Source organism: Vibrio sinaloensis (assembly GCF_023195835.1).
GTDB lineage: Bacteria > Pseudomonadota > Gammaproteobacteria > Enterobacterales > Vibrionaceae > Vibrio > Vibrio sinaloensis_C.
In genome coordinates this window covers 1,491,179-1,513,082 of the sequence record NZ_CP096199.1, presented here as the reverse complement: position 1 = coordinate 1,513,082, position 21,904 = coordinate 1,491,179, and the positions used below count along the sequence as shown (strand labels likewise).

21 protein-coding genes are annotated in these 21,904 nt (G+C 47.2%); 7 read left to right on the top strand and 14 right to left on the bottom strand.

Going from position 1 to position 21,904, the window contains the following annotated elements; genetic code table 11:
- Positions 1-4 precede the first annotated feature (4 nt).
- Together MTO69_RS06905 and MTO69_RS06900 are read right to left on the bottom strand one after the other, a co-directional pair.
- Entirely contained in the window at positions 5-826 is an 822-nt protein-coding gene (locus tag MTO69_RS06905) for a glucosaminidase domain-containing protein (RefSeq protein ID WP_248327748.1), read from the bottom strand.
- The gene (locus MTO69_RS06900; protein ID WP_248327746.1) at positions 819-1,625 is read right to left on the bottom strand and encodes a hypothetical protein; all 807 of its coding nucleotides are present in this window, start codon (positions 1,623-1,625) and stop codon (positions 819-821) included. The genes MTO69_RS06905 and MTO69_RS06900 overlap by 8 nt, the downstream gene beginning before the upstream one ends.
- A gap of 368 nt (positions 1,626-1,993) precedes the next feature.
- Here MTO69_RS06900 and potA point away from each other — a divergent pair, with 368 nt between their 5' ends.
- The 6 genes from potA to MTO69_RS06870 all read left to right on the top strand — a co-directional run bounded on the left by potA (position 1,994) and on the right by MTO69_RS06870 (position 7,975).
- A complete protein-coding gene (gene potA, locus MTO69_RS06895; RefSeq protein WP_248327744.1) occupies positions 1,994-3,127 on the top strand; it encodes a spermidine/putrescine ABC transporter ATP-binding protein PotA in 1,134 nt (377 codons plus the stop codon).
- On the top strand, positions 3,108-3,968 hold the full coding sequence (gene potB, locus MTO69_RS06890) for a spermidine/putrescine ABC transporter permease PotB (RefSeq protein ID WP_248327742.1): 861 nt from the start codon (positions 3,108-3,110) through the stop codon (positions 3,966-3,968). The genes potA and potB overlap by 20 nt, the downstream gene beginning before the upstream one ends.
- Positions 3,968-4,738 (top strand): spermidine/putrescine ABC transporter permease PotC, encoded by a 771-nt coding sequence (gene potC / locus MTO69_RS06885; RefSeq protein WP_248327740.1) that lies wholly within the window; start codon positions 3,968-3,970, stop codon positions 4,736-4,738. Before potB ends, potC begins: the two co-directional genes overlap by 1 nt.
- A 111-nt stretch (positions 4,739-4,849) precedes the next feature.
- Positions 4,850-5,884, top strand: a complete 1,035-nt coding sequence (locus MTO69_RS06880; protein WP_248327738.1) for an extracellular solute-binding protein — start codon at positions 4,850-4,852, stop codon at positions 5,882-5,884.
- Between the two features lie 176 nt (positions 5,885-6,060).
- Positions 6,061-7,098 (top strand): extracellular solute-binding protein, encoded by a 1,038-nt coding sequence (locus MTO69_RS06875; protein ID WP_248327736.1) that lies wholly within the window; start codon positions 6,061-6,063, stop codon positions 7,096-7,098.
- A 94-nt stretch (positions 7,099-7,192) separates the two neighbouring features.
- Complete coding sequence (locus MTO69_RS06870) at positions 7,193-7,975, top strand: GGDEF domain-containing protein (RefSeq protein WP_248327735.1); 783 nt, start codon at positions 7,193-7,195, stop codon at positions 7,973-7,975.
- 17 nt (positions 7,976-7,992) lie between these two features.
- On the opposite strand, the gene cobB is transcribed toward MTO69_RS06870, so the two are convergent.
- From cobB to MTO69_RS06815, 11 genes are all read right to left on the bottom strand, one after another.
- On the bottom strand, positions 7,993-8,730 hold the full coding sequence (gene cobB, locus MTO69_RS06865) for a Sir2 family NAD+-dependent deacetylase (RefSeq protein ID WP_248327733.1): 738 nt from the start codon (positions 8,728-8,730) through the stop codon (positions 7,993-7,995).
- Positions 8,731-8,894: 164 nt separating this feature from the next.
- Complete coding sequence (locus MTO69_RS06860; protein ID WP_248327731.1) at positions 8,895-10,115, bottom strand: ammonium transporter; 1,221 nt, start codon at positions 10,113-10,115, stop codon at positions 8,895-8,897.
- Between the two features lie 305 nt (positions 10,116-10,420).
- Positions 10,421-10,837 carry a hypothetical protein gene (locus MTO69_RS06855; RefSeq protein WP_248327729.1) on the bottom strand — a complete coding sequence of 139 codons (417 nt, stop codon included), beginning with the start codon at positions 10,835-10,837 and terminating at the stop codon, positions 10,421-10,423.
- Positions 10,821-11,873 carry a formate dehydrogenase subunit gamma gene (locus MTO69_RS06850; RefSeq protein WP_248327727.1) on the bottom strand — a complete coding sequence of 351 codons (1,053 nt, stop codon included), beginning with the start codon at positions 11,871-11,873 and terminating at the stop codon, positions 10,821-10,823. Before MTO69_RS06850 ends, MTO69_RS06855 begins: the two co-directional genes overlap by 17 nt.
- A gap of 14 nt (positions 11,874-11,887) precedes the next feature.
- Positions 11,888-12,496, bottom strand: a complete 609-nt coding sequence (fdh3B, locus tag MTO69_RS06845; RefSeq protein ID WP_248327726.1) for a formate dehydrogenase FDH3 subunit beta — start codon at positions 12,494-12,496, stop codon at positions 11,888-11,890.
- 11 nt (positions 12,497-12,507) lie between these two features.
- A complete protein-coding gene (locus tag MTO69_RS06840) occupies positions 12,508-15,363 on the bottom strand; it encodes a formate dehydrogenase subunit alpha (RefSeq protein ID WP_248327724.1) in 2,856 nt (951 codons plus the stop codon).
- 10 nt (positions 15,364-15,373) lie between these two features.
- On the bottom strand, positions 15,374-15,571 hold the full coding sequence (locus MTO69_RS06835; RefSeq protein WP_248334433.1) for a transcriptional initiation protein Tat: 198 nt from the start codon (positions 15,569-15,571) through the stop codon (positions 15,374-15,376).
- Positions 15,572-15,617: 46 nt separating this feature from the next.
- The gene (locus MTO69_RS06830; RefSeq protein ID WP_248327722.1) at positions 15,618-16,253 is read right to left on the bottom strand and encodes a TorD/DmsD family molecular chaperone; all 636 of its coding nucleotides are present in this window, start codon (positions 16,251-16,253) and stop codon (positions 15,618-15,620) included.
- A 15-nt stretch (positions 16,254-16,268) separates the two neighbouring features.
- Positions 16,269-17,930 (bottom strand): 4Fe-4S dicluster domain-containing protein, encoded by a 1,662-nt coding sequence (locus tag MTO69_RS06825; protein ID WP_248327720.1) that lies wholly within the window; start codon positions 17,928-17,930, stop codon positions 16,269-16,271.
- Between the two features lie 177 nt (positions 17,931-18,107).
- A complete protein-coding gene (locus MTO69_RS06820) occupies positions 18,108-18,596 on the bottom strand; it encodes a DUF3306 domain-containing protein (protein ID WP_248327718.1) in 489 nt (162 codons plus the stop codon).
- Entirely contained in the window at positions 18,586-19,050 is a 465-nt protein-coding gene (locus MTO69_RS06815) for a DUF3305 domain-containing protein (RefSeq protein ID WP_248327716.1), read from the bottom strand. The genes MTO69_RS06820 and MTO69_RS06815 overlap by 11 nt, the downstream gene beginning before the upstream one ends.
- Positions 19,051-19,313: 263 nt before the next feature.
- Here MTO69_RS06815 and MTO69_RS06810 point away from each other — a divergent pair, with 263 nt between their 5' ends.
- Positions 19,314-20,138, top strand: coding sequence for a formate dehydrogenase accessory sulfurtransferase FdhD (locus MTO69_RS06810; RefSeq protein WP_248327714.1), 825 nt, complete (start codon positions 19,314-19,316; stop codon positions 20,136-20,138).
- Positions 20,139-20,232: 94 nt separating this feature from the next.
- On the opposite strand, the gene MTO69_RS06805 is transcribed toward MTO69_RS06810, so the two are convergent.
- Entirely contained in the window at positions 20,233-21,825 is a 1,593-nt protein-coding gene (locus tag MTO69_RS06805) for an ABC-F family ATPase (RefSeq protein WP_248327712.1), read from the bottom strand.
- Between the last annotated feature and the right edge of the window lie 79 nt (positions 21,826-21,904).

The following is a 21,904-nucleotide window of genomic DNA, read 5'->3' as shown; positions in this document are numbered from 1 at the left end:
TTTCTTATTGATTTGCCAAGGGAGTTTCCCAGAACGACTCATTGTGCCTGATCATCGCTTGGAGATCATTGACATAGGCCTCACCACGTTCAGAGTACTTGAGTAATCCTTCGGTTAATGCCATCGCCGCATCGATATCGGTCAGGCTTTGACCAGCTAAATGGCGCTCATAGCGGATTTGACGCAAATCCTGATAGGCAGTGTTGCGGTTTACGTTCATAAAGTAGCCGTGGATGGATTGTTGTACCGAACGAAACTTAGCCACCTCATGGGTCATGCCTTCGCTTCTTTGTAGTGGAACCAGGCCACATCCGGCTGAGTAACACCACTGGCCGAAATAGTTATTGGCTTGTGTGGCAAAACGCGATGTGCCCCATGCCGACTCATTAGCGCCTTGGACTAGTACCAGCGCTTCAGGGAGCACATCAACACGATGTAACATCTCATCAAGCCATGATTCGTTGACACCTTGCGAAGGGAGTTCGAGGCTGTAAAGTTGCCCCAAACGTTTCGCATCTTGAAGCTCGCTTTTGGATAATTTTTTCTCAACAAAGTTTGCCTGGATGGCTTCCAAACGTTGGCGCTCTTTTTGGATACGTTTGTTCTCCAACGCTATGCCTGGCCTTAAGTAATCGAAGAAAGTTTGTTTTTTCTGTGTTACATCGGATATCGAAGCAAAATCCGGGGCATCCCCCACTTTTCGCGCTTGTGTCTGTGAGACCGAGAGCTCGTTGACAACCTGTTGGGTATTTTTCTCATAGCTATAAAAACTACAGCCGGCAATAATGCCAGCTGTAGCGATAGCCAAAAATTCACTTTTACGCATTGAACACTTGTGAATCGTCATCACTATTATCATCTTTATCTTGAGGTTGATCGGAAGCCACTATCTTTAGTTTGATACCAAACATGTTGCGATAAATGACGCCTTTCACGTGGAAGAAAAACGGCAGAACAATAATCAGGCCAATGCCATAGAACATCATGCCAACAACAAACATGATAGAAATCAGCAGGTAAATTCCCGCGAGAACTAAGATTTTCTTGTTGACTGCGCGCAGCGACAGTAGCAGCGATTGCATGGGTGGAACCTGCTTCTCACAGATCAGCAAAATCGAGTTACTAAACGCTAAAGACAAGTACAGCGACAAGAACGGGAAAATCATCCCTGCTACGCCTTGAAGCATAAGGCTAAATAGAGTCGCTAAAATCACCGGCACAGTATATTGCAGCCCTTTTGCGATGTGTCTTGGTTTGGTCGCTAAACCGGCAGCATGACTCATCGCCATTAAACTGATTCCCGCATAAATCGGCGCACTGATCACTTCATAGCTAAAGTTGGCGACCATGATGGCAGTAAAAATGCTGGGGTCAAAGGCTTCAGGGTTAGTAAAAGCGTCAATGATAATGCCTGGATTACCCAACTGCAGCTTCAAAGCAATGTAAAAAATAGCCAACTGCAAAACGATCAAAATTACGATCGAAGGTGAAAAAGAGAGAAAGTTTTTGGCAGTATGCTGCCATGCCTCTCGTAATACGTCTCCTGCTTTGAGCTCGTAGTCTCCAGAAAGCGCTCTGTCGATGCTCCCACCTAAATTGAAATCTTTTTCAATGTCATTATTCATTCTTGAGTCCAATACCTAATGAACCGGGCCACTAAGCTAATCTGTTGATTAAAATACGCCTTATTATACTGCAAGCGTTCAAAGTCTAAAAACGGATCTCAAACATCCACTTGCTTTCTTGTCTGATTGGTTGATACTTAACCACAATGCGCGTCGGTAAGTCTCTCTATCTCAATGAGAAATCGACAAATTGTTTCGTTAGACAAGCAGGTATCCGCTAGTAAAGTCAGTATGGTAAGAAATCTTTACTTTTACCTGCAAAATTTTTTCTATTTCAAGTTGAGAAAATGCTTTAATTTCACACTATTGGTGATTATGATGCGCGCCTCGAAATCATGTAACGATACATCGTTTATAACGAAGCCCAAATGGGAGAAATACAGACGTTGAACGCGACCAATAATGCAGGACAACCAGTGGTGCGCCTTACTGGTATTAGTAAAAGCTTCGATGGTAAGCAAATCATCGGTAATTTAAATTTGGATGTGAACCATGGCGAGTTCTTGACGATTCTTGGCCCATCGGGTTGTGGTAAAACCACAGTGCTCAGAATGATCGCAGGATTTGAAACCGCTGACACGGGCGAGATCATCCTTGATACACAAAATGTTACTCAGCTCCCTGCAGAACAGCGTCACGTTAATACGGTATTCCAGAGTTACGCCCTCTTCCCTCATATGACGGTTTTCGACAATGTCGCTTTTGGCTTACGCATGCAAAAAGTCAATTCAAGCGATATTGAACCAAGAGTGATGGAAGCATTGCGCATGGTACGCTTAGATAGTATGGCGATGCGCAAGCCGCATCAACTGTCCGGCGGTCAGCAACAGCGTATTGCCATTGCTCGCGCCGTGGTTAATAAGCCTAAAGTCTTGCTACTTGATGAGTCGCTCTCTGCGCTCGACTATAAGCTGCGCAAACAGATGCAAATCGAGCTTAAGCAGCTGCAGCGTCAGCTAGGCATTACCTTTATTTTTGTGACCCACGACCAAGAAGAGGCTTTGTCTATGTCGGATCGCATCATCGTGATGCGAGACGGTGTGATTGAGCAAGACGGCTCGCCACGAGAGATTTATGAAGAGCCTAAAAACCTGTTTGTGGCTAAGTTCATCGGTGAGATCAACGTGTTCAACGCCACCATGATCGAACGTATTGATGACAAGCGTATCCGCGCCAACATCGAAGGTGTCGACTCGATTGTGTACTGCGATAAATCGGCCAATCATGGCGACAAACTGCAAGTACTGCTTCGCCCAGAAGACTTACGCATTGAAGAAATCAAAGAGTCTGAACAAAAAGGCATCGTCGGTCACGTGACCGAACGAACCTATAAGGGAATGACGCTGGATTCAGTTATTGAACTCGAATCAGGTATGCGTGTGATGGTCAGTGAGTTTTTCAATGAAGACGATCCAGACGTCGATCACTCTTTAGGCCAAAAAGTGGCGATTACTTGGGTTGAAAGCTGGGAGGTCGTCCTCAATGAAAGCCAAGACGATTAGTCTACAAAACGCGATCATCACTCTGATTGTCGGCTGGCTAACACTGTTCGTGTTGGTGCCTAACCTGATGATTATTGGTACCAGTTTCCTAACCCGAGACGAAGCCAATCTGATTGAGTTGACGTTTACCCTCGATAACTATGTGCGCCTGTTGGATCCTCTGTATGCCAAAGTGCTGCTGCACTCTTTTTATATGGCGATCATTGCCACGCTCATCTGCTTGATTGTGGGGTATCCATTTGCCTATATTGTGGCAAAAATGCCGCACAAATGGCGCCCGATTATGTTGTTTTTAGTGATTGTTCCTTTCTGGACCAACTCGCTTATTCGCACTTACGGGTTAAAAATTGTTTTAGGTACTCAAGGTATTCTTAACAAGTCTCTTATGGCATTAGAGATCATCGATAAGCCGATCCGCCTGATGTACACAGAGACCGCCGTCATGATTGGTTTGGTCTATATTTTGTTGCCGTTTATGATTCTGCCGCTCTACTCTGCGATTGAAAAACTGGATCACACCTATATCGAAGCGGCGAAAGATCTGGGCGCAAATAAATTTCAAACCTTTACCAAGGTGATTTTACCTCTGACCACCCCTGGTATCATCGGTGGATGCCTGTTGGTGCTGCTGCCCGCACTCGGTATGTTCTATATTTCCGACTTACTTGGCGGAGCTAAGAACCTGTTGATTGGTAACGTGATCAAAAGTCAGGTACTCAATGCGCGGGATTGGCCATTTGGCGCCGCAACCAGCATCGCCCTTACCATAGCGATGGCGGTCATGCTTTACGCCTACTATCGAGCGGGCAAACTATTGAATAAGAAAGTGGAGCTAGACTGATGGGACGTACAGTTAGATTTAGCTTTATGGCATTGGTATACGCATTCTTGTACCTGCCAATCATCGTACTCATCGTCAACTCATTCAACGCCAATAAATTTGGCATGAAATGGGATGGCTTTACCACCAAATGGTACGAGACCTTAGTCAACAATGACAGCTTGATGCAAGCTGCCTGGCACTCGATCAATGTTGCCGTCTTCTCTGCGACAGCAGCGACCATCATCGGCAGCTTGACGGCGGTTGCTCTGTTTCGCTACTCCTTTAAGGGAAAAAGTGCTGTTAATGGTATGCTGTTTGTGGTGATGATGTCGCCTGATATTGTGATGGCGATTTCACTGCTCGCACTGTTTTTAGTGTTAGGGGCGCAGCTTGGATTTTTGACCCTATTGATTGCTCACATCACTTTTTGTTTGCCATTTGTGGTGGTCACTGTGTATAGCCGCTTAAATGGCTTTGATGTGAAAATGCTTGAGGCGGCAAAAGATCTTGGTGCCGGCGAGTGGGTTATTTTGAAACAGATCATTTTGCCATTGGCAAAGCCTGCCGTTGCGGCTGGTTGGCTGCTCAGCTTCACCTTGTCGTTGGACGATGTCATTATCAGCTCCTTCGTTACAGGTCCAACCTACGAGATCTTACCCCTTAAGATCTACTCTATGGTTAAGGTGGGAATATCTCCTGAAGTGAATGCTTTAGCAACGGTCATGTTGGTGGTCTCTCTGGTACTGGTAATTGCTTCACAATTGCTAGCAAAAGAGAAAGTGAAGTAACACACGATTCTAATTTCACTAAGCAGAATGGCTTGGCGCCATTCTGTTTTTCTATCTAAGGCCGAATAATCACATGATTAAAAGGCCACGTTTGGTTTGGAGCTAACGTAAATGAAAAAATGGGCTACTTTATTAGCTGGTAGTGCATGTGCGCTGTCCCTGTGGTCACACGCAGTCGCGGCGGACGAAAACAAAGAATTGGTATTCATGAACTGGGGGCCGTACATCAACTCTAGCCTTCTAGAGCAGTTTACCGAGGAAACGGGGATCAAGGTTATCTATTCCACTTATGAATCGAACGAGACCTTGTATGCCAAGCTAAAGACACACAATCAAGGCTACGATCTGGTCGTCCCATCGACGTATTTCGTTGCTAAGATGCGTGACGAAGGAATGCTACAAAAGATTGATAAATCAAAGCTATCCAACTTTGACAATCTAGACCGTAATTACCTAGATAAGCCATTCGATCCTAACAATGACTACTCTATTCCGCACGTTGTGGCGATCACTGGTTTAGCCGTCAACGCCGACATGTATGACCCAAATGACTTCCAAAGTTGGGCAGATTTGTGGAATCCAGAACTTGAAGGTCAGTTGATGTTGATGGATGACACGCGTGAAGTATTCCACATCGCTTTGCGCAAACTGGGTTACTCGGGCAACTCAACTGATCCACAACAAATTGACCAAGCGTACGCTGAGCTACAAAAGCTAATGCCGAACGTTTTGTTGTTCAACTCAGACAATCCAGGTGCGCCATACATGTCTGGTGAAGTCGGCGTCGGTATGCTTTGGAACGGCAGCGCAGCAGCGGCACAAAACGAAGGTATGAACCTAAAGTTGGTGTTTCCGAAAGAAGGTGGCATTGGCTGGGTCGATAACTTTGCGATTGCCTCTGGGGCTAAAAACGTAGACGCGGCACATAAGATGATTGATTTCTTGTTGCGTCCAGAGATTGCCGAACAGATTTCGCGCGATACCGGTTATTTAACCGCCGTGGCAAAGTCTAACGAGAAGTTTAAAGACATTGAGCCACTTTTCCCTTCTCAACAAGACTTAGACCGTGTTGAATGGCAAGATGCCGTGGGTGATTTGACTACTAAATATGAAGAGTACTTCTTGAAGCTAAAAGCCGGTCAATAAACCGAAGTTAAGCAAAAATAGGCAGCGTTGGCTGCCTATTTTCGTTTTTGACTGATATACTTAGCGGTTGCTAGGTTTGTCGATACGACAAGCAGGTTTAATCATCAGTTTCCATAATATTCGGCATATCTGGGGCCACCCTATGTTGAAGGAACACAGATAAAGACGGAAAACAAATGAAAAGTAAATTCTACGCAAGTGCGCTATGCGCAGCGACGCTATTCACGACGCCTGCGATGGCGGCTGATCAAGAACTCTACTTCTACAACTGGTCTGAATACATTCCAAACGAAGTTCTTGAAGACTTTACGAAAGAGACTGGAATCAAAGTCATTTACTCTACTTATGAGTCTAACGAAAGCATGTACGCTAAGTTGAAGACTCAAGGTTCTGGCTACGACCTTGTTGTACCGTCGACATACTTTGTGTCTAAAATGCGCAAAGAAGGCATGTTGCAGCAAATCGACAAATCAAAGCTATCTCACTTCGACGACTTGGACCCTAATTTCCTTAACAAACCTTTCGATCCAAGCAACAGCTACTCTATCCCTTACATTTGGGGCGCGACAGGGATTGGCATTAACTCAGATATGTTAGATAAATCATCTGTCACTAAATGGGATGACTTCTGGGATAGCAAGTGGGAAGGCCAACTGATGCTAATGGATGACTCACGTGAAGTGTTCCACATTGCATTGACCAAATTGGGCTACTCGCCAAACACGACCAACCCAGATGAAATCAAAGCCGCTTATGAAGAGCTGAAGAAACTGATGCCAAACGTGTTGGTGTTTAACTCAGACTTCCCTGCAAACCCATACCTAGCAGGTGAAGTGTCACTGGGCATGCTTTGGAACGGTTCTGCCTACATGGCTCGTGAAGAAGGCGCATCAATCGACATCATTTGGCCAGAGAAAGGCACCATTTTTTGGATGGACAGCTTGGCAATCCCTGCGGGTGCGAAAAACCTAGAAGCGGCGCACAAAATGATCGACTTCCTACTTCGTCCTGAAAATGCAGCCAAGATTGCGGTAGAGATTGGTTACCCTACTCCTGTCGCGACTGCTCATGCACTACTACCAGAAGAGTTTGCCAATGACACCAGTATCTTCCCGCCTCAAGAGGTGATGGACAGCGGTACATGGCAAGATGAAGTTGGCGAAGCAAGCGTTCTCTACGACGAGTACTTCCAGAAACTCAAAGTAGATAATTAAACGCTTTGATTTTTAAGCGATATACTTAAAGAGCGGCATCTAGCCGCTCTCTTTGTATCTAGGGAGTACTGCTCACGTTAGCTAAGGATATGCGATGAAGTCAAAATATATGATTGTACTTGTCATATTGTGCTTGCTGTTTGTGCTCTCTACGCTGATCGCGTTTCTTACCCACGCTGAGCTGATCGATTCTCGCTACGATGTGTGGTTCGAGAGCAATACCTTGTTCGTCCTCATCTTCATCTTTTTTATCTCGCGCAACACCATTCTCGACAACATCTATATCAAGTACGGCTTTCTGATCCTGATTTTGAATCAAACCTATGATGTGCTCACTGAAGTGAAAGTGCTTGATCAGATTTCAGACCGTCATGAGTTGTTGGATACCATGATTGAAGACGGCAGCCTTCAAATCGCCTATTTGCTGATCGCCTTTGGCATCACCAACTTGCTTAAACGAATCAATGAGCGAGCCTCTATCGATGAGTTGACAGGGCTGTATAACCGCAAAAAACTCTCAGACATTAAACTGGACCGCTTTGACCTCATTTATCTAGACTTAGACGGTCTTAAAGTCGTCAATGATACCCAAGGACATGCTGTCGGCGATCTATTGTTGATCGAGTTCTCAAGTGCCATATCCCAGGTAAAAAATAGTGGCGAGCAAGCCTTCAGGGTGGGTGGTGACGAATTTGTGATTGTAACTGCAAGCGGACACGGCAAAGCCTTTATTGAAAAACTAAACCACTATCTGCAAGGCAAAGAGATTCTCTTTAGCTACGGTATCGAAACTACGAGCAACAAAGAACTCGCCGTTGCTTTGGAAAAGACAGATCAGGCGATGTATGCGATGAAAAAGGCTCAACGCAAGCATTGAGCGCTATCTAACCTAGATTAGGCGTGTTTGATGTTTGGTTGCTGCAGTGCCAGAATTTCATCCACTAACTTTGGTACTTCAACACTGGCTTTTCCGTAGCGTTTTTCTTCGAACTCACTTTCAACCGCACTCGGCTCTAGGTTGATTTCAATCGTGTGCGCGCCATGCATTCTTGCGTCGTGTACGAATCCGGCAGCCGGATAGACAACCCCAGAGGTACCAATTGATACAAACAAATCTGCTTCTTCGAGCGAGGCGTAAATGTCGCCCATTCTCAACGGCATTTCACCAAACCAAACGACGTGCGGGCGCATTTGTGAAGGGATTTGGCAGCAGTGACAGAGATCGCCGGTCTTAAGCTCCCCTTTCTCTTCCACAACCTGGTTAGAAACACTACAGCGAGCCTTGAGCAGTTCACCATGCATATGGATGACATTAGTGTTTCCGCCGCGCTCGTGCAGGTTGTCAATATTTTGGGTAATGATGGTGACTTTACCATCGAGCAGCTGTTCTAGTTTTCCCAACGCCACATGCGCAGGGTTAGGTTCGATATGGTCCTCTTGCAAGCTAATGCGACGTTTATTGTAAAAGTCCTGCACTAAGTCCGGATCACGTTCAAATCCTTCAGGCGTGGCGACATCTTCAATACGGTGATTTTCCCACAGTCCATCTTGAGCACGAAAAGTTTGAATCCCTGACTCGGCTGAAATGCCTGCGCCGGTTAATATCACGACATTACGATACGGAAAGTTCATACTGCATCCTTGTTAGTATCCATATTGTCAGCTTAGCACTGCCGCCCATATAGCCCTAGTACCTTGCGTTAGACCATGGTCGAAAGAACACTCAATTTACGTAAGTTTTGTGAGGTTAAACAAAAAAGGCGGCATCGCAGCCGCCCTCTTAACCTATTCATAGGTTAATCTTCATTCGTGGATGAGATTTTGTGAATAGCGAGATCCGCACCGTTGAACTCATCCTCTTCACTGAGCCTTAAACCGTACACTTTGTCGATAATACCATAGACGATCAACGCGCCGATCAAAGCGATGACAACGCCTGCTAATGTGCCAAGGATTTGCACGCTTAAGCTCACGCCGCCAAGTCCGCCCATTGCGGATTGACCAAAGATACCTGCAGCAATGCCGCCCCAAGCGCCGCACACGCCATGTAATGGCCACACACCCAAAACATCATCAATCTTGGTTTTGTTTTGTAGGTAAGTGAACAGGTAGACAAACAAGGCGCCGGCAATCGAACCTGTGACCAACGCGCCAATCGGATGCATCAAGTCAGAACCAGCACACACCGCCACAAGGCCCGCGAGTGGTCCATTATGAATAAAGCCCGGGTCATTTTTGCCTGCGATGAGCGCTGCTACGATACCACCGACCATGGCCATTAGTGAGTTCATCGCGACTAGACCACTAATTCCGTTCAGTGTTTGCGCAGACATCACATTAAATCCAAACCATCCGACACATAAGATCCAGGCACCAAGTGCCAAGAATGGAATGTTGGAAGGAGCAAAGTTGGTATGCTTACCCGCGCGAATCCGGCCTTTACGCATGCCCAAGAATAGCACTGCGACCAAGGCTATCCACCCGCCGACGCCATGAACGACGACAGAGCCAGCAAAGTCATGAAATCCATAGCCAAACTGAGTTTCGAACCAGGCTTGTAGACCGAAGTTACCATTCCAAATCATGCCCTCAAACAGAGGGTAAACGAAGCCGACGGTTAAAAAAGTGGCAACCAAAATAGGATAGAAACGCGCGCGCTCGGCAATACCGCCAGAAACGATGGCTGGAATCGCGGCAGCAAAGGTTAACAAGAAAAAGAATTTGACCAACTCATAGCCATTACCCTGTGACAGTGTCTGCGCGTCGGCGAAAAAATTGGCACCATAGGCTACCCAGTAGCCAATAAAGAAATATGCGAGGGCTGATATACCAAAATCCGCAAGAATTTTTACCAAAGCGTTGACTTGGTTTTTGTGTCTAACCGTTCCGACTTCTAGGAAGGCAAAACCCGCGTGCATTAAGAACACCATTATGGCACCGAGTAAAAGAAATAGTGTGTCAGAACTTTGCGTCAGGGTTTGTACTGCTCCATGTACCTGACTGGCTGTTACGCTCATCGGTATCGTCTCCATCTTGATTGTTGCGCACTTTTTATGTGCAGCAGGGTGTTTTTCTCACCAGTTTGGTGAATTAATTCAGAGCAAGGGTGTGGCAAGTAGTGTGCCATTTGCTAGTAGGTGCAGGAGAGTAATATAAGATGTTGATATATCTATCTAAATAGTTGTAGGAACTATTATTGATGGGATTAATTCGAGCTTAACTAGCTATAGATTGCACTAATGTGGTGAGGTTGCACCAAATGCATGCGCTCAGCGATGGTGCACAAAAAAGCCCTGCATCAATATTTGCAGGGCTGTCGAGATTACAAATTGGGGCCTTTTGAGAAGCTAAATGGTTGGTTGTCCCGTAGCCGAGTCATGCCTTGAAACATTCTAATAAACCAGACCACAATCGCGACTATGCCAAATGCAAAGCCCACATAGGGTATGTAGTATGCCACCTGATCAATAAGTTGGCTGTTGTACCAGTAGTCATTGACACCCGATAACACACCGTTAGATGTGGCGACGGTAATGATTAGCACCACAAAATAGGTCAAGTTCAAGAAGAAGGTACGAATTAAACCATAGTAATGAGAATCCAATACCTCGCCGTCTTCGCCTTTGTCCAATCGATATCCGGCGTAAACAATAGCAATCACCCCAGAAATTAAACAGGTAAAAGGAGTGAAACAGCTAAGGATATACGCAACCCAAATCCCTTTATGAGGTTTGTTCATCAGCAGCGACTCCTTCTACGCGTCGAACAGGCTTAACTGCTTGCTCTTGTTTCTCTTGTTCCATCACTTCGTGATACCAAAGATCATGGTGCTCTTTTGCCCAGGTTTCATCAACCTCACCTGTGACCATTCCCTCTAATGCGCCTTCCATACCGAATAAGCCGATATATATATGGAAAACGAAGCCACAGATGAGGATCAAGGCCGCAATCATGTGCACCAGATTCGACATTTCCATATCACGGCGCGTTTGACCAAAGATTGGAAAGTCAAGCACCAGTCCGCTCAGAGCAACCACACTACCGACCACGATCAGCATCCAGAACAGCGCTTTTTCGCCTGCATTGGAAAACTCTGCTGAAGGATGAGAGCCTTTATGTTTGCCCACCATGCCACCAAGCTTCATAAACCAATGCAAATCCACTTTTCTAAAGATGGATTTGCGCCACCATTTCACTAGCACACACAGCAACAATACATAGAAGATCGGCCCAATGTAATTGTGGTACTGCTTAGCGAGCATAATGATGAAGCCCCATAGATCGGCAGGGATATAAGGTTTAAGAAAGTGTTTTCCATACACCAACATCAAACCACTAAATGCCAGGGTCAAGAAAGTGAATGCCATACTCCAGTGAAGAGCACGATCGAGTCTCGACCAGCGTTTGATCTTACGCCCTGTCCTTGGTGCGCTGAGCATGATTGGGCCGATGACGATATACATCATGGTGACCAGTGCGATACTGCCAAATATGGCCACAGCGCCTGCAGGAGACATCCACTTTTCTTTCAAGATGTACCAAGCTTGTCCGGGCGTACTGATCAGCGTTCCATGTTCAGGAAACTGAGAGGTGGTATACCCTTGCTCCCCTTGACGTACTTGACGCCAAAAATCAGCGCCCGCCAGTTGGGTCATTTCGCGTTGTGCAACTTGAGACTCGCTTTGCTCAGCGTATGCGGGCAACGACCAAGCAAAAGACAATGCTGCCAACAGCGACAGCATTGCAAGAGGTGCACGTTTAAGTAGTGAAAACATGACTCTCTCCAGGATTAGCTTTTGGTAGCGTCGTAAGACAAGTCGTTACCATCGGTCCAACCAGCACCTTTCGCTCCGCGTTCGACCACACGTTGACGGAAAATATCAGAGACTTTCTCTGCATCGCCCGCCAATAAGGCTTTGGTTGAACACAGTGACGCGCACATTGGCAGCTTGCCTTCAGCGATACGGTTAGCACCGTACTTCTGACGTTCTTCGACAGAGCCAGCTTCAGTTTCAGGGCCACCGGCACAGAAAGTACACTTATCCATCTTGCCACGCTCACCAAAGGCTTCCTGTTTTGGAAACTGAGGGGCGCCAAACGGACACGCAAACAGACAGTAGCCACAACCGATACACAGATCTTTGTTGTGCAGCACGATGCCATCTTCTGTGTGCTCAAAGCAATCTGCTGGACATACCGCCATACAAGGGGCATCTGTACAGTGCATACAAGCTACAGAAATCGAGTTTTCTCCTGGCTCACCATCGTTGAGTGTCACAACGCGTCGGCGTTGAATACCCCACTCCAGCGCGTCATCGTTTTCGTTCTTACATGCAGTGACACAGCCGTTACACTCGATGCAGCGTTTGGTGTCACAAAGGAATTTCATTTTAGCCATCTGTTGACTCCTTACGCTTTGCGAATGTTACATAGGGTGACTTTGGTTTCTTGCATCTGCGTGACTGGGTCGTAACCGTAGGTCGTGGCAATGTTCGCCGACTCACCAATCACATAGGGATCGGTTCCTTCTGGGTATCGAGAGCGCAGATCTTCCCCTTGGAACTTACCGCCGAAGTGGAAAGGTATAAACGCCATGCCCGGCTTAACTCGGCGAGTCACCATAGCCTTAACATGGATTCGCCCTTTTTCGGCACCTTCAACCCAAACCATATCGCCGTCTCTGAAACCAAGATCGTTGGCATCTTTCGGATGAACTTCAACAAACATCTCTTGTTGAAGCTCCGCTAGCCAAGGGTTTGAGCGAGTTTCATCACCACCACCTTCGTACTCAACTAAACGGCCTGAGGTCAGGATGATCGGGTATTCACCCGAGACATCTTTGTCTTGAATCGACTTATACATGGTCGGCAAGCGATAAATAGACTCACTGTCATCCCATGTTGGGTAATCGGCAACCAAGTCACGTCGCGGCGTATAGAGCGGCTCACGATGGAGTGGTACGCGATCGGGGAACGTCCAGACCACCGCGCGCGCTTTGGCATTACCAAATGGAATACATCCGTGCTTGATCGCCACTCGTTGAATCCCGCCTGATAAATCTGTTTTCCAGTTTTTACCTTCTGCAGCGGCTTGTTCTTCTGCGGTGAGGTCATCCCACCAACCCAGCGCTTTAAGCAGCTTGTCGTTAAACTCTGGATAACCATCTTCTAGCTCACACCCTTTCGAGTAGCTGTCCTCTGCAAGCAGATTTTTGCCTTCAAACTCAACGCCAAAACGAGCACGGAAGTTGCCGCCACCTTGAGCAACAGGTTTAGAGGTATCATAGAGGATGTGCGTGCCTGGATGCTTCATTTCTGGAGTGCCCCAACACGGCCAAGGCAAGCCATAGGTCTCGCCGTGCGCAGCCCCACCCTCCGCTTCTAGCGAGGTTTTATGGAACGTATGCCAGTTTTGCTGATGCGTTTTGAGTCGTTCAGGACTTTGACCTGTGTAGCCTATGGTCCACATACCACGGTTAAACTCCCGGGTAATGTCTTCAATTAGAGGCTGATTGTTTTCTACCTTGATGTTTTTAAACAGTTGATCAGCAAAACCCAGTTTCTTGGTCAACAAGTACATGATTTCGTGGTCGGGCTTAGATTCAAATAGTGGATCAACGACCTTGTCGCGCCACTGAATTGAACGGTTTGATGCCGTCACACTGCCATAGGTTTCAAACTGAGTGGTCGCTGGCAGTAGATAAACACCATCAGTGCGGTCATTCATGACTGCCGCCACTGTTGGGTATGGATCAACAATGACCATCATGTCGAGCTTTTGCATCGCTTTACGCATCTCTACCCCACGGGTTTGTGAGTTCACTGCGTGTCCCCAGTAGAACATGGCGCGAATGTTGTCGTTTTGCTCAATGTTGTCTTTGTTTTCAAGTACGCCATCGATCCAACGTGAGACTGGGATTCCCATGTTGTTCATTGGCTTTTTGCCTCGGTACTCGTTTTGATCAAACTGACCTTTGACCCATTCGTAGTCCAGATCCCACACTTTCGACCAGTGCTTCCAAGCACCATCAGAGAGACCGTAATAACCAGGTAGGGTATGAGAAAGCACGCCTAAATCCGTCGCACCTTGTACATTGTCGTGACCACGGAAAATGTTGGCACCACCGCCCGACTTGCCCATGTTGCCGAGCGCCAATTCGAGTACACAGTAAGCGCGAGTATTGTTGTTACCTGTGGTGTGCTGAGTTCCTCCCATACACCAAACCACACAACCTGGGCGGTTTTCGGCCAGAAGTTTGGCCGTTTTGTACACGTCTGCTTCAGAAACACCGCTAACGCGCTCTACTTCAGCTGGCGTCCACTTGGCGACTTCCTCACGGATTTCATCCATACCAAACACGCGTTGATGAATAAACTCTTTGTCTTCCCATTGGTTAGCAAAGACATGCCACAAAATACCCCAAATAAAGGCCACATCTGAGCCCGGACGAAGAGAAACATAATGATCAGATTTGGCGGCCGTACGCGTGCGACGAGGATCGGCAACCACGATCTTACAATTGTTCTTTTCTTTTGCGATCAAGATGTGCTGCATCGCGACTGGGTGCGCTTCTGCTGGGTTCGATCCAATAAACAGCATCGACTTACAATTGTGCATGTCATTGAACGAGTTGGTCATCGCACCATAACCCCACGTATTCGCAACACCCGCCACCGTTGTTGAGTGACAGATACGCGCTTGGTGATCGACGTTGTTGGTACCAAACAGTGACGCCATTTTACGGAACATATACGCTTGTTCATTATTGTGCTTGGCGCTGCCTAACCAATAAACTGAATCGGGACCAGACTCTTTGCGGATGTCTAATACTTTGTCGCCAATCTCTTCGATGGCTTGATCCCAAGAGAGCTTCTTCCATTTGCCGTTTTCAAGCTTCATCGGGTATTTGAGGCGTCGTTCGCCATGGCCATGTTCACGCAGCGCAGCGCCTTTAGCACAGTGTCCACCAGCGTTAAATGGGTGGTCAAACGCTGGCTCTTGTCCAGTCCAAACGCCATTTTGCACTTCGGCGTAAATCCCACAACCGACAGAACAGTGTGAACAGATTGTGCGTTTGACTTCGGTTTTGGCGTTAGAGTCTACCGCTTTGGCTTGGGCTTTTTTGATCATCCCTGGGGCAAATAAGCTCGCCCCCACTACCGCACCGCCGGCAGCCAGTGAACTGTTTTTCATAAAGGTACGGCGCGAAACGCCTAACTGATTTTGCTCTTTAATGACGCTGTCGGAGCGTTTAACTAATTTCATCGTTTAGCTCCTATAGCGTTTCGTAGTAATCACGGATATGTTGCGTTTCGTGGTAGCCGGTTTTCTTTACTTCTTGCTGCGGGCTGATTGTTTCTGCAGCAGTGGCCGCTTTCGTCGTACCCGCGACAACCGCACCCGCGACAGCGGCTGTGGTTATTCCTTTGAGCAGGTCTCTTCGACCCTGGTTCAACTCTTTGTTCTCTTTCATTATTGCTTCCTTACCTTTGGCGTAGGTACTGTTCTCAATGTGACGCTTAAGACTGAGGTTGCTCATATTCAGTCACGTTCTTTACATCAATTTTTGCTCTGTTTTTACTGCTTGTTGGTTTCTCACTAAAGCGCACTTGCTCTATGGTGAAAAATGCGAGGCACAACTGCGCGACCGCTTGATAAAAATTCGCGTGCTGCGCCTGAACAATTTGTTTAATCAGGGATTCGAACCAAGGGGCGATGTGACGGTTAAAGAATCGCTGCTGAGTTTGCTCTGCTTCGTTGGTTAGCGCCGCCATCACTTCACATAATGCACTGATATGATCTTCTGGCTCTTTCACACTAGGCGCGCGTTCAAATCCCAGTAGTTCTAGATCGTGGCGAATATCGGCAAGGGGCTTCTCCATCAATGAGCCAGTGAGATGCCATGAAGCGAATGGCATCACCTCACCTCGCCCGATGCCTATAAACAGCTCTTGGTATTCGTCTGCAAGCGATGCGGATTGGCTTTCTCGAGCGGCGCGTGAAAGTTGCAGCCATGCGTGCTTCATAGCACTATCGGAAGACTCCGTTTCCAGAGATGACAGAAAGGCGAGCATCTCATCGCTCGGGGCTTGACGGAAAAGCGCTGCCAACACCAAGTAAATATCGCTACGAATGGATTGATAATCTTGTTCCATTGCTCACATCCTGTCTTAGTAGTTGAGTTGTTTGGTTGGGTCGTCGGCCATCGCTTCAAACATATCCACGACTCGGCAGTCTTCACACATCGCAATACGGTTGAGCGCCGTATCATCAGCAAAATGCGAGTGACCGCGTAACTTATTCTGCAGCATGTCTATCATCGACTGAGGGGCAAAAGGCTTGTGGCAACGCACGCACTCGGCCGCCTTCTCTTGGTGAATCACTTGTGCTTGCTGACGGGCTTGTTGATCCCAATTGATCCTTGGCGTCATGGTCAAGACTTGTTCTGGGCAGGCTTTGACACACAGACCACACTGAACACAATCTTGCTCGACGAATTTGAGCGATGGCGACGCGCCATCCGTATGCAAAGCGCGCGTCGGACAGACAGCAACACAACTCATGCACAGGGTGCAGTCGCTGCTTTGGCACGAAATGTTTCCGTATGGTGCACCTGCGGGCAGTTCAACGATGTTGTCGACGGGAATTCGCGACTGCGCCAGCGCATCCAATGCAGTAAATAGGCGCTGACGTTTGTTACCTTCTAGCTCACCCAAAGCGAGATCAAATGAGTCATGACATAGGGTTGGCGTGCCCTCTCGAAGCGACTCAAGGTAAAGGATGTCGATCGTCTCTTTAGCGATACCCAGTTGCTCAAGTAGTGTTTGAGCGATGGATACTTCACTGTTGAGAATACGTAAGATGGTCGCTGGCATATGGCGGCTCGCTGCAAACAAAACCTGTGTCGCGCCATTAGCCAGAGCTGCGAACCAAGAATCAATGCCAACAGAGGGTAACTCTTCGACAACGATGGGGATGACATTGTCTGGCAATGCTTGCAGCGCCATGACGTTATAAGACTCGTGACGAGAGCTGCAGATTAAGATGATCGGTTCCAACCCACCCTGAGATTCATAGTTGGCTAACGTCCGCTCTATAAACTTTTGCGTTTCTTGTGGGTTAGGTAAAGCGTAATGAATCGCTTCTGTCGGGCAGGCCGTGGCACAAGTCCCCACCCCCTGACACAAATATGGATTGATCTCGATTTTATGTCCGGTTTTGTCGCTACCTTCACTCGACAACGCTCCAGCAGGGCAAGCGTCAACGCATCGTTCACATCCTTTGACACCACGAGAACTGTGCGCACAAAGATCCGTATCTAGTCGAAAGAACTTTGGCTTATCAAAGGTCCCCATCAAGGTCGGTATTTCTTCAAGCGCATCAGCGAGCTTGGGGTGACCGCGCCCAACCGGATAGTAACCAGGTACGGGCACTTCTTCAGTCATGCAGCTATTTAGGCAGAGGTCGAGAACGACATCAAAACAGTCATGGTTGATGGCGATGCTGGCTAGGTTGACCTCGACCCCTTTATTATCAGTGAGCACTTTAAAAGCACCGAGAAAGCCACTGATCTCGACGGTGTTGGCAAAGAAAAGACGACTATGTTCACCGGGTTCACCATCGGTTGAGAGCAAGGTGAGACTGCTCATCTGCTCAAGCTGTTGGGCGGCGCTTTCAATGATTGAGGTGGGACCGACGATCAGCGTATGCCCACCACTTTCATAACTGACTGTAGGGGGAATGAGGTTAGTTAACTCAACCGTATGCTCAAACGCATACCAGCGTGCTTTACCATTGGTTGTGGCGGATTGTTTTAGTTGTTGTTTCAGCATTGCTCAGTTCCAGTTAGAACGGAATATTCACCTAGGCGAGTAATAGCAAGTGCTGTACCAACTTTTTACTAGTTATAAATCAGTAAATTAGTTCTTTTTGTGCAAATATCTCAGCGTAAAAAAAACGGGTGAGACAAATTGTCTCACCCGTTATATTCACACTTGGTCAAAATGTACCTATTTTTTGTGTGGTATATTTTGTCCCATTGTTTGATCGGGCTTGTCGGCTTGTGCTCGTTCATTTGGCGTTTGTTCATCCATTTCTGCGCAATCGACCTCGGTGTCAGCGGTTTCGCTGTCCAACTCTTCAGCAACGGGTTGTGAATCTTGTTGATTCATCCAATCGCGCAGTTTTTCTGCCACTTCACTGGATAGAGACTTGACCGCTTTATAGTCATGGTCGTAATCATTCAAACCATCGATTTCGCTAAACTGACCAGAGAGAAACAGTTTTCGCAATGCGGCTTTTTTTACGCTCGCCTCAGCTTCAGACACCAATAGCGAAGCAACGGACGATGATTCATCACTCGCTTGTTTAACTTGAGTCTCACAAGGGCTTGCTTCGCCCCCCTGCTCGGCACAGTCTTGTGGTGTCTCTTCAATTTCTTGATGAGAATGCTGCTCAAGCTTACGTTGTGACCAACGATTTAAGAAATTAGTTGCCACTGGCTCTACCCGCCCCTTTACGTTTCTTGCGTCGCTGTTCTAACAACTCGCCATGTCGACCAATAAAAGCTTCTATCCATGCTTGTACCGCAAGAGGCATATCGTTAGAAAGCACCAGATAGTCCCCATCCATGTATTGCCCTGCGACACTTTGCGACGCGGTAATGGTGACAATACTTGGTTTTTCATCGGAGTCGACATTGTCTAACACCACAAACAGCTTCGGCTGTTTGGAACTGAGATTAAAGCGATAGTCGGTACGTTCATCTCGATGTAACTGCAACACACAAACGTTGTCAGTGGGTTGAGCGGGTTTTAAGTCAAACCCGACCAACTGCCATTGTGTGGTCGTCCATAAACCTGTCGCAATCTCATGGGCGATAAGTTGGCACTCCACTGACCATAACTCTTCACTCTTGTGCAGTTGTTCGGTCACAGATTGTTGTTTTGCCATGGTTTATTCCATTGTTAATATGTGTTTAGATGGTTCATGCGCTGCACTTAGCAAACTGTTTAAGCAGCATAACAAAGCAAATTTTGTACCCAGTGTGCTGTCATCATTCTAAAAACGCCGTTAGCATTAAGTTGAGTACTCCTTTCAACCTAGCCTAACCGTCGATTCAAAATTGAGAATGTGTGCAATCTATAACCTAATCGCAGTTAGGAACACAATTTGCTTGCAAGTCGCACTCCTTGAACAATTGAATAGGAACCGCCGTGGTTAAGCCTACTATTATCAAAACCAGTGAAAATCCGCTGCAAACCATAGAAGTCGACGTCTTCGATGAATATGGCGAACGTTTAACCAAGCAAATCGCCTGCGAACGCCCACTCACTGTCATGTTGAACTGGAAAGAGGTGGTGACGCTGATGACGCTGGGCTCTAGACCAGAATCTCTGGTATTGGGCTATTTAAAAAACCAAAGCTTCCTGAGTGACCCCAATGCCCTAGAATCTGTGATTATCGATTGGGAAACGCACAGCGCCGCGGTGATTACCAAAGAAGACGTCCAGAAGGTGGAAAGCGCGCTTAAGAAGAAGACCGTCACTTCCGGGTGCGGTCAAGGCACCATGTACGGCAATGTCATGAAGCAACTTGAAGGCTATCAAGTGCCGCAAGTCACTCTCAAGCAGTCTGAAATCTATTCCGCTCTCGAAGCCTTGACCCACTACAATGATACCTACAAAAAAGCCGGTGCCGTTCATGGCTGTGCCGTGTGTCAGCAAGAGCAAGTACTCTCATTTGTGGAAGATGTCGGTCGCCACAATGCCGTGGACACGCTGGCCGGTGAAATGTGGCTTAATCAAGAGTCGGGATCGGATAAGATCTTTTACACTACTGGTCGCCTAACCTCCGAAATGGTCATTAAAGTGGCGCAAATGGGCATCCCTGTGTTGCTCTCTCGTTCTGGCGTTACCCAGATGGGGTTAGAGCTGGCAGAGCGCTTTGGCATTATCACCATCGCGAGAGCAAAAGGATTGCGCTTTCAAGTTTTTACTGGTGCCGACAGAATTAAGTTTGATGTAAAGGGCCAGCAGTAGATAGATAGTGAAATGTGGCTATGCGCAAAAGCTTGTATTCAAATAGCAAAAGAGCCTCCATCTGGAGGCTCTGAACATTTAAATGGCGGCGGGTTTAGCCTTCAATACCGCGAGCTTTAAGGAACTCTGCGTAAGTCCCTTTGAAGTCGGTGATTTGATTGTTCTTTATCTCAATGATGCGAGTTGCTAACGAGTCAACGAAAACACGGTCATGCGAAACAAAGAATAGCGTCCCTTTGTACTGTTCAAGCGCATTGTTCAGCGACTCGATCGATTCCATATCCATGTGGTTGGTTGGCTCATCCATCAGCAGCATATTGGGTTTATGCATCATGATTTTGCCAAGTAGCATCCGCCCTTGCTCACCACCAGACAGCACTTTGACTGACTTTTTGATGTCATCCTGAGAGAACAGCATCCGACCAAGGAAACTGCGCACGACTTGCTCATCATCGCCCTCTTGGCGCCACTGCCCCATCCATTCCATTAGGTTGAGATCTTCCGCAAAGTCGGCGGCATGATCTTGAGCGTAGTAACCGATGTTGGCGTTTTCTGACCATTTAAACTCACCAGTGCGTGGTTTTAGTACACCGGCCAATGTGTTTAATAAGGTTGTTTTACCGACACCGTTTTCGCCAATAATGGCGACGCGTTCACCGACTTCAAAAATCGCGTTGAAGTTGCTAAATAAGTCTTCTTCAAAGCCTTGACTCAAGTTTTCAACGATTAGCGCGTTACGGAACAGTTCTTTAGACTGTTCAAAACGAATGAACGGGTTCTGACGACTTGAGGCTTTCACCTCTTCCAATTGAATCTTATCGATTTGCTTGGCACGAGACGTCGCTTGTTTTGCCTTAGACGCGTTTGCAGAGAAGCGTGCTACGAAGGTTTGCAGTTCAGCGATTTGTGCTTTTTTCTTGGCATTGTCTGACAGTAGACGCTCGCGAGCCTGAGACGCTGCTGTCATGTATTCGTCGTAGTTACCTGGATACACGCGCAGCTCACCGTAGTCTAAGTCAGCCATATGCGTACACACTGAGTTTAGGAAGTGACGGTCGTGCGAGATGATGATCATGGTACAGTTGCGTTGGTTCAGCGTCTCTTCTAACCAACGGATGGTATCCATATCCAAGTTGTTGGTTGGCTCGTCGAGTAACATGATGTGTGGGTCGGCAAACAGAACTTGGGCAAGAAGCACACGAAGCTTCCAACCTGGTGCGACTTCACTCATTAAGCCATAATGCTGCTCTTCAGGAATGCCGACCGCAAGCAGGAGTTCTCCGGCTTTGGCATCGGCCATGTAACCGTCCATCTCCGCGAACTGAACTTCTAAATCCGCAACCAGCATGCCCTCTTCTTCACTCATTTCTGCCAATGAGTAAATGCGATCACGCTCTTGTTTCACTTTCCACAGTTCTTTATACCCCATGATGACGGTATCAATCACGGTGTACTCTTCGTAGGCGAATTGGTCCTGATTCAGCTTAGCGACACGTTCGTTAGGATCGTAACTGACGTTACCCCCAGTCGGCTCAAGTTCTCCGCTCAGGATCTTCATGAAGGTTGATTTACCACAACCATTCGCACCAATCAGACCGTAGCGGTTACCTTCACCGAATTTAACCGAAATGTTCTCAAACAGCGGCTTGGCGCCGAACTGTTGCGTGATGTTGTTTGTGGAAATCAATGTCATTACCTATTAAAAATGAAAAACGGCGCCACACTACTGATTCATGTCGCCAACTGCAAGTATTGTTTTACTTTGT

Coding starts and splice junctions, on each gene's coding strand:
- MTO69_RS06905 (WP_248327748.1), bottom strand. CDS start 826: ATGCGTAAAAGTGAATTTTTGGCTATCGCTACAGCTGGCATTATTGCC.
- MTO69_RS06900 (WP_248327746.1), bottom strand. CDS start 1,625: ATGAATAATGACATTGAAAAAGATTTCAATTTAGGTGGGAGCATCGAC.
- potA (WP_248327744.1), top strand. CDS start 1,994: ATGGGAGAAATACAGACGTTGAACGCGACCAATAATGCAGGACAACCA.
- potB (WP_248327742.1), top strand. CDS start 3,108: ATGAAAGCCAAGACGATTAGTCTACAAAACGCGATCATCACTCTGATT.
- potC (WP_248327740.1), top strand. CDS start 3,968: ATGGGACGTACAGTTAGATTTAGCTTTATGGCATTGGTATACGCATTC.
- MTO69_RS06880 (WP_248327738.1), top strand. CDS start 4,850: ATGAAAAAATGGGCTACTTTATTAGCTGGTAGTGCATGTGCGCTGTCC.
- MTO69_RS06875 (WP_248327736.1), top strand. CDS start 6,061: ATGAAAAGTAAATTCTACGCAAGTGCGCTATGCGCAGCGACGCTATTC.
- MTO69_RS06870 (WP_248327735.1), top strand. CDS start 7,193: ATGAAGTCAAAATATATGATTGTACTTGTCATATTGTGCTTGCTGTTT.
- cobB (WP_248327733.1), bottom strand. CDS start 8,730: ATGAACTTTCCGTATCGTAATGTCGTGATATTAACCGGCGCAGGCATT.
- MTO69_RS06860 (WP_248327731.1), bottom strand. CDS start 10,115: ATGAGCGTAACAGCCAGTCAGGTACATGGAGCAGTACAAACCCTGACG.
- MTO69_RS06855 (WP_248327729.1), bottom strand. CDS start 10,837: ATGAACAAACCTCATAAAGGGATTTGGGTTGCGTATATCCTTAGCTGT.
- MTO69_RS06850 (WP_248327727.1), bottom strand. CDS start 11,873: ATGTTTTCACTACTTAAACGTGCACCTCTTGCAATGCTGTCGCTGTTG.
- fdh3B (WP_248327726.1), bottom strand. CDS start 12,496: ATGGCTAAAATGAAATTCCTTTGTGACACCAAACGCTGCATCGAGTGT.
- MTO69_RS06840 (WP_248327724.1), bottom strand. CDS start 15,363: ATGAAATTAGTTAAACGCTCCGACAGCGTCATTAAAGAGCAAAATCAG.
- MTO69_RS06835 (WP_248334433.1), bottom strand. CDS start 15,571: ATGAAAGAGAACAAAGAGTTGAACCAGGGTCGAAGAGACCTGCTCAAA.
- MTO69_RS06830 (WP_248327722.1), bottom strand. CDS start 16,253: ATGGAACAAGATTATCAATCCATTCGTAGCGATATTTACTTGGTGTTG.
- MTO69_RS06825 (WP_248327720.1), bottom strand. CDS start 17,930: ATGCTGAAACAACAACTAAAACAATCCGCCACAACCAATGGTAAAGCA.
- MTO69_RS06815 (WP_248327716.1), bottom strand. CDS start 19,050: ATGGCAAAACAACAATCTGTGACCGAACAACTGCACAAGAGTGAAGAG.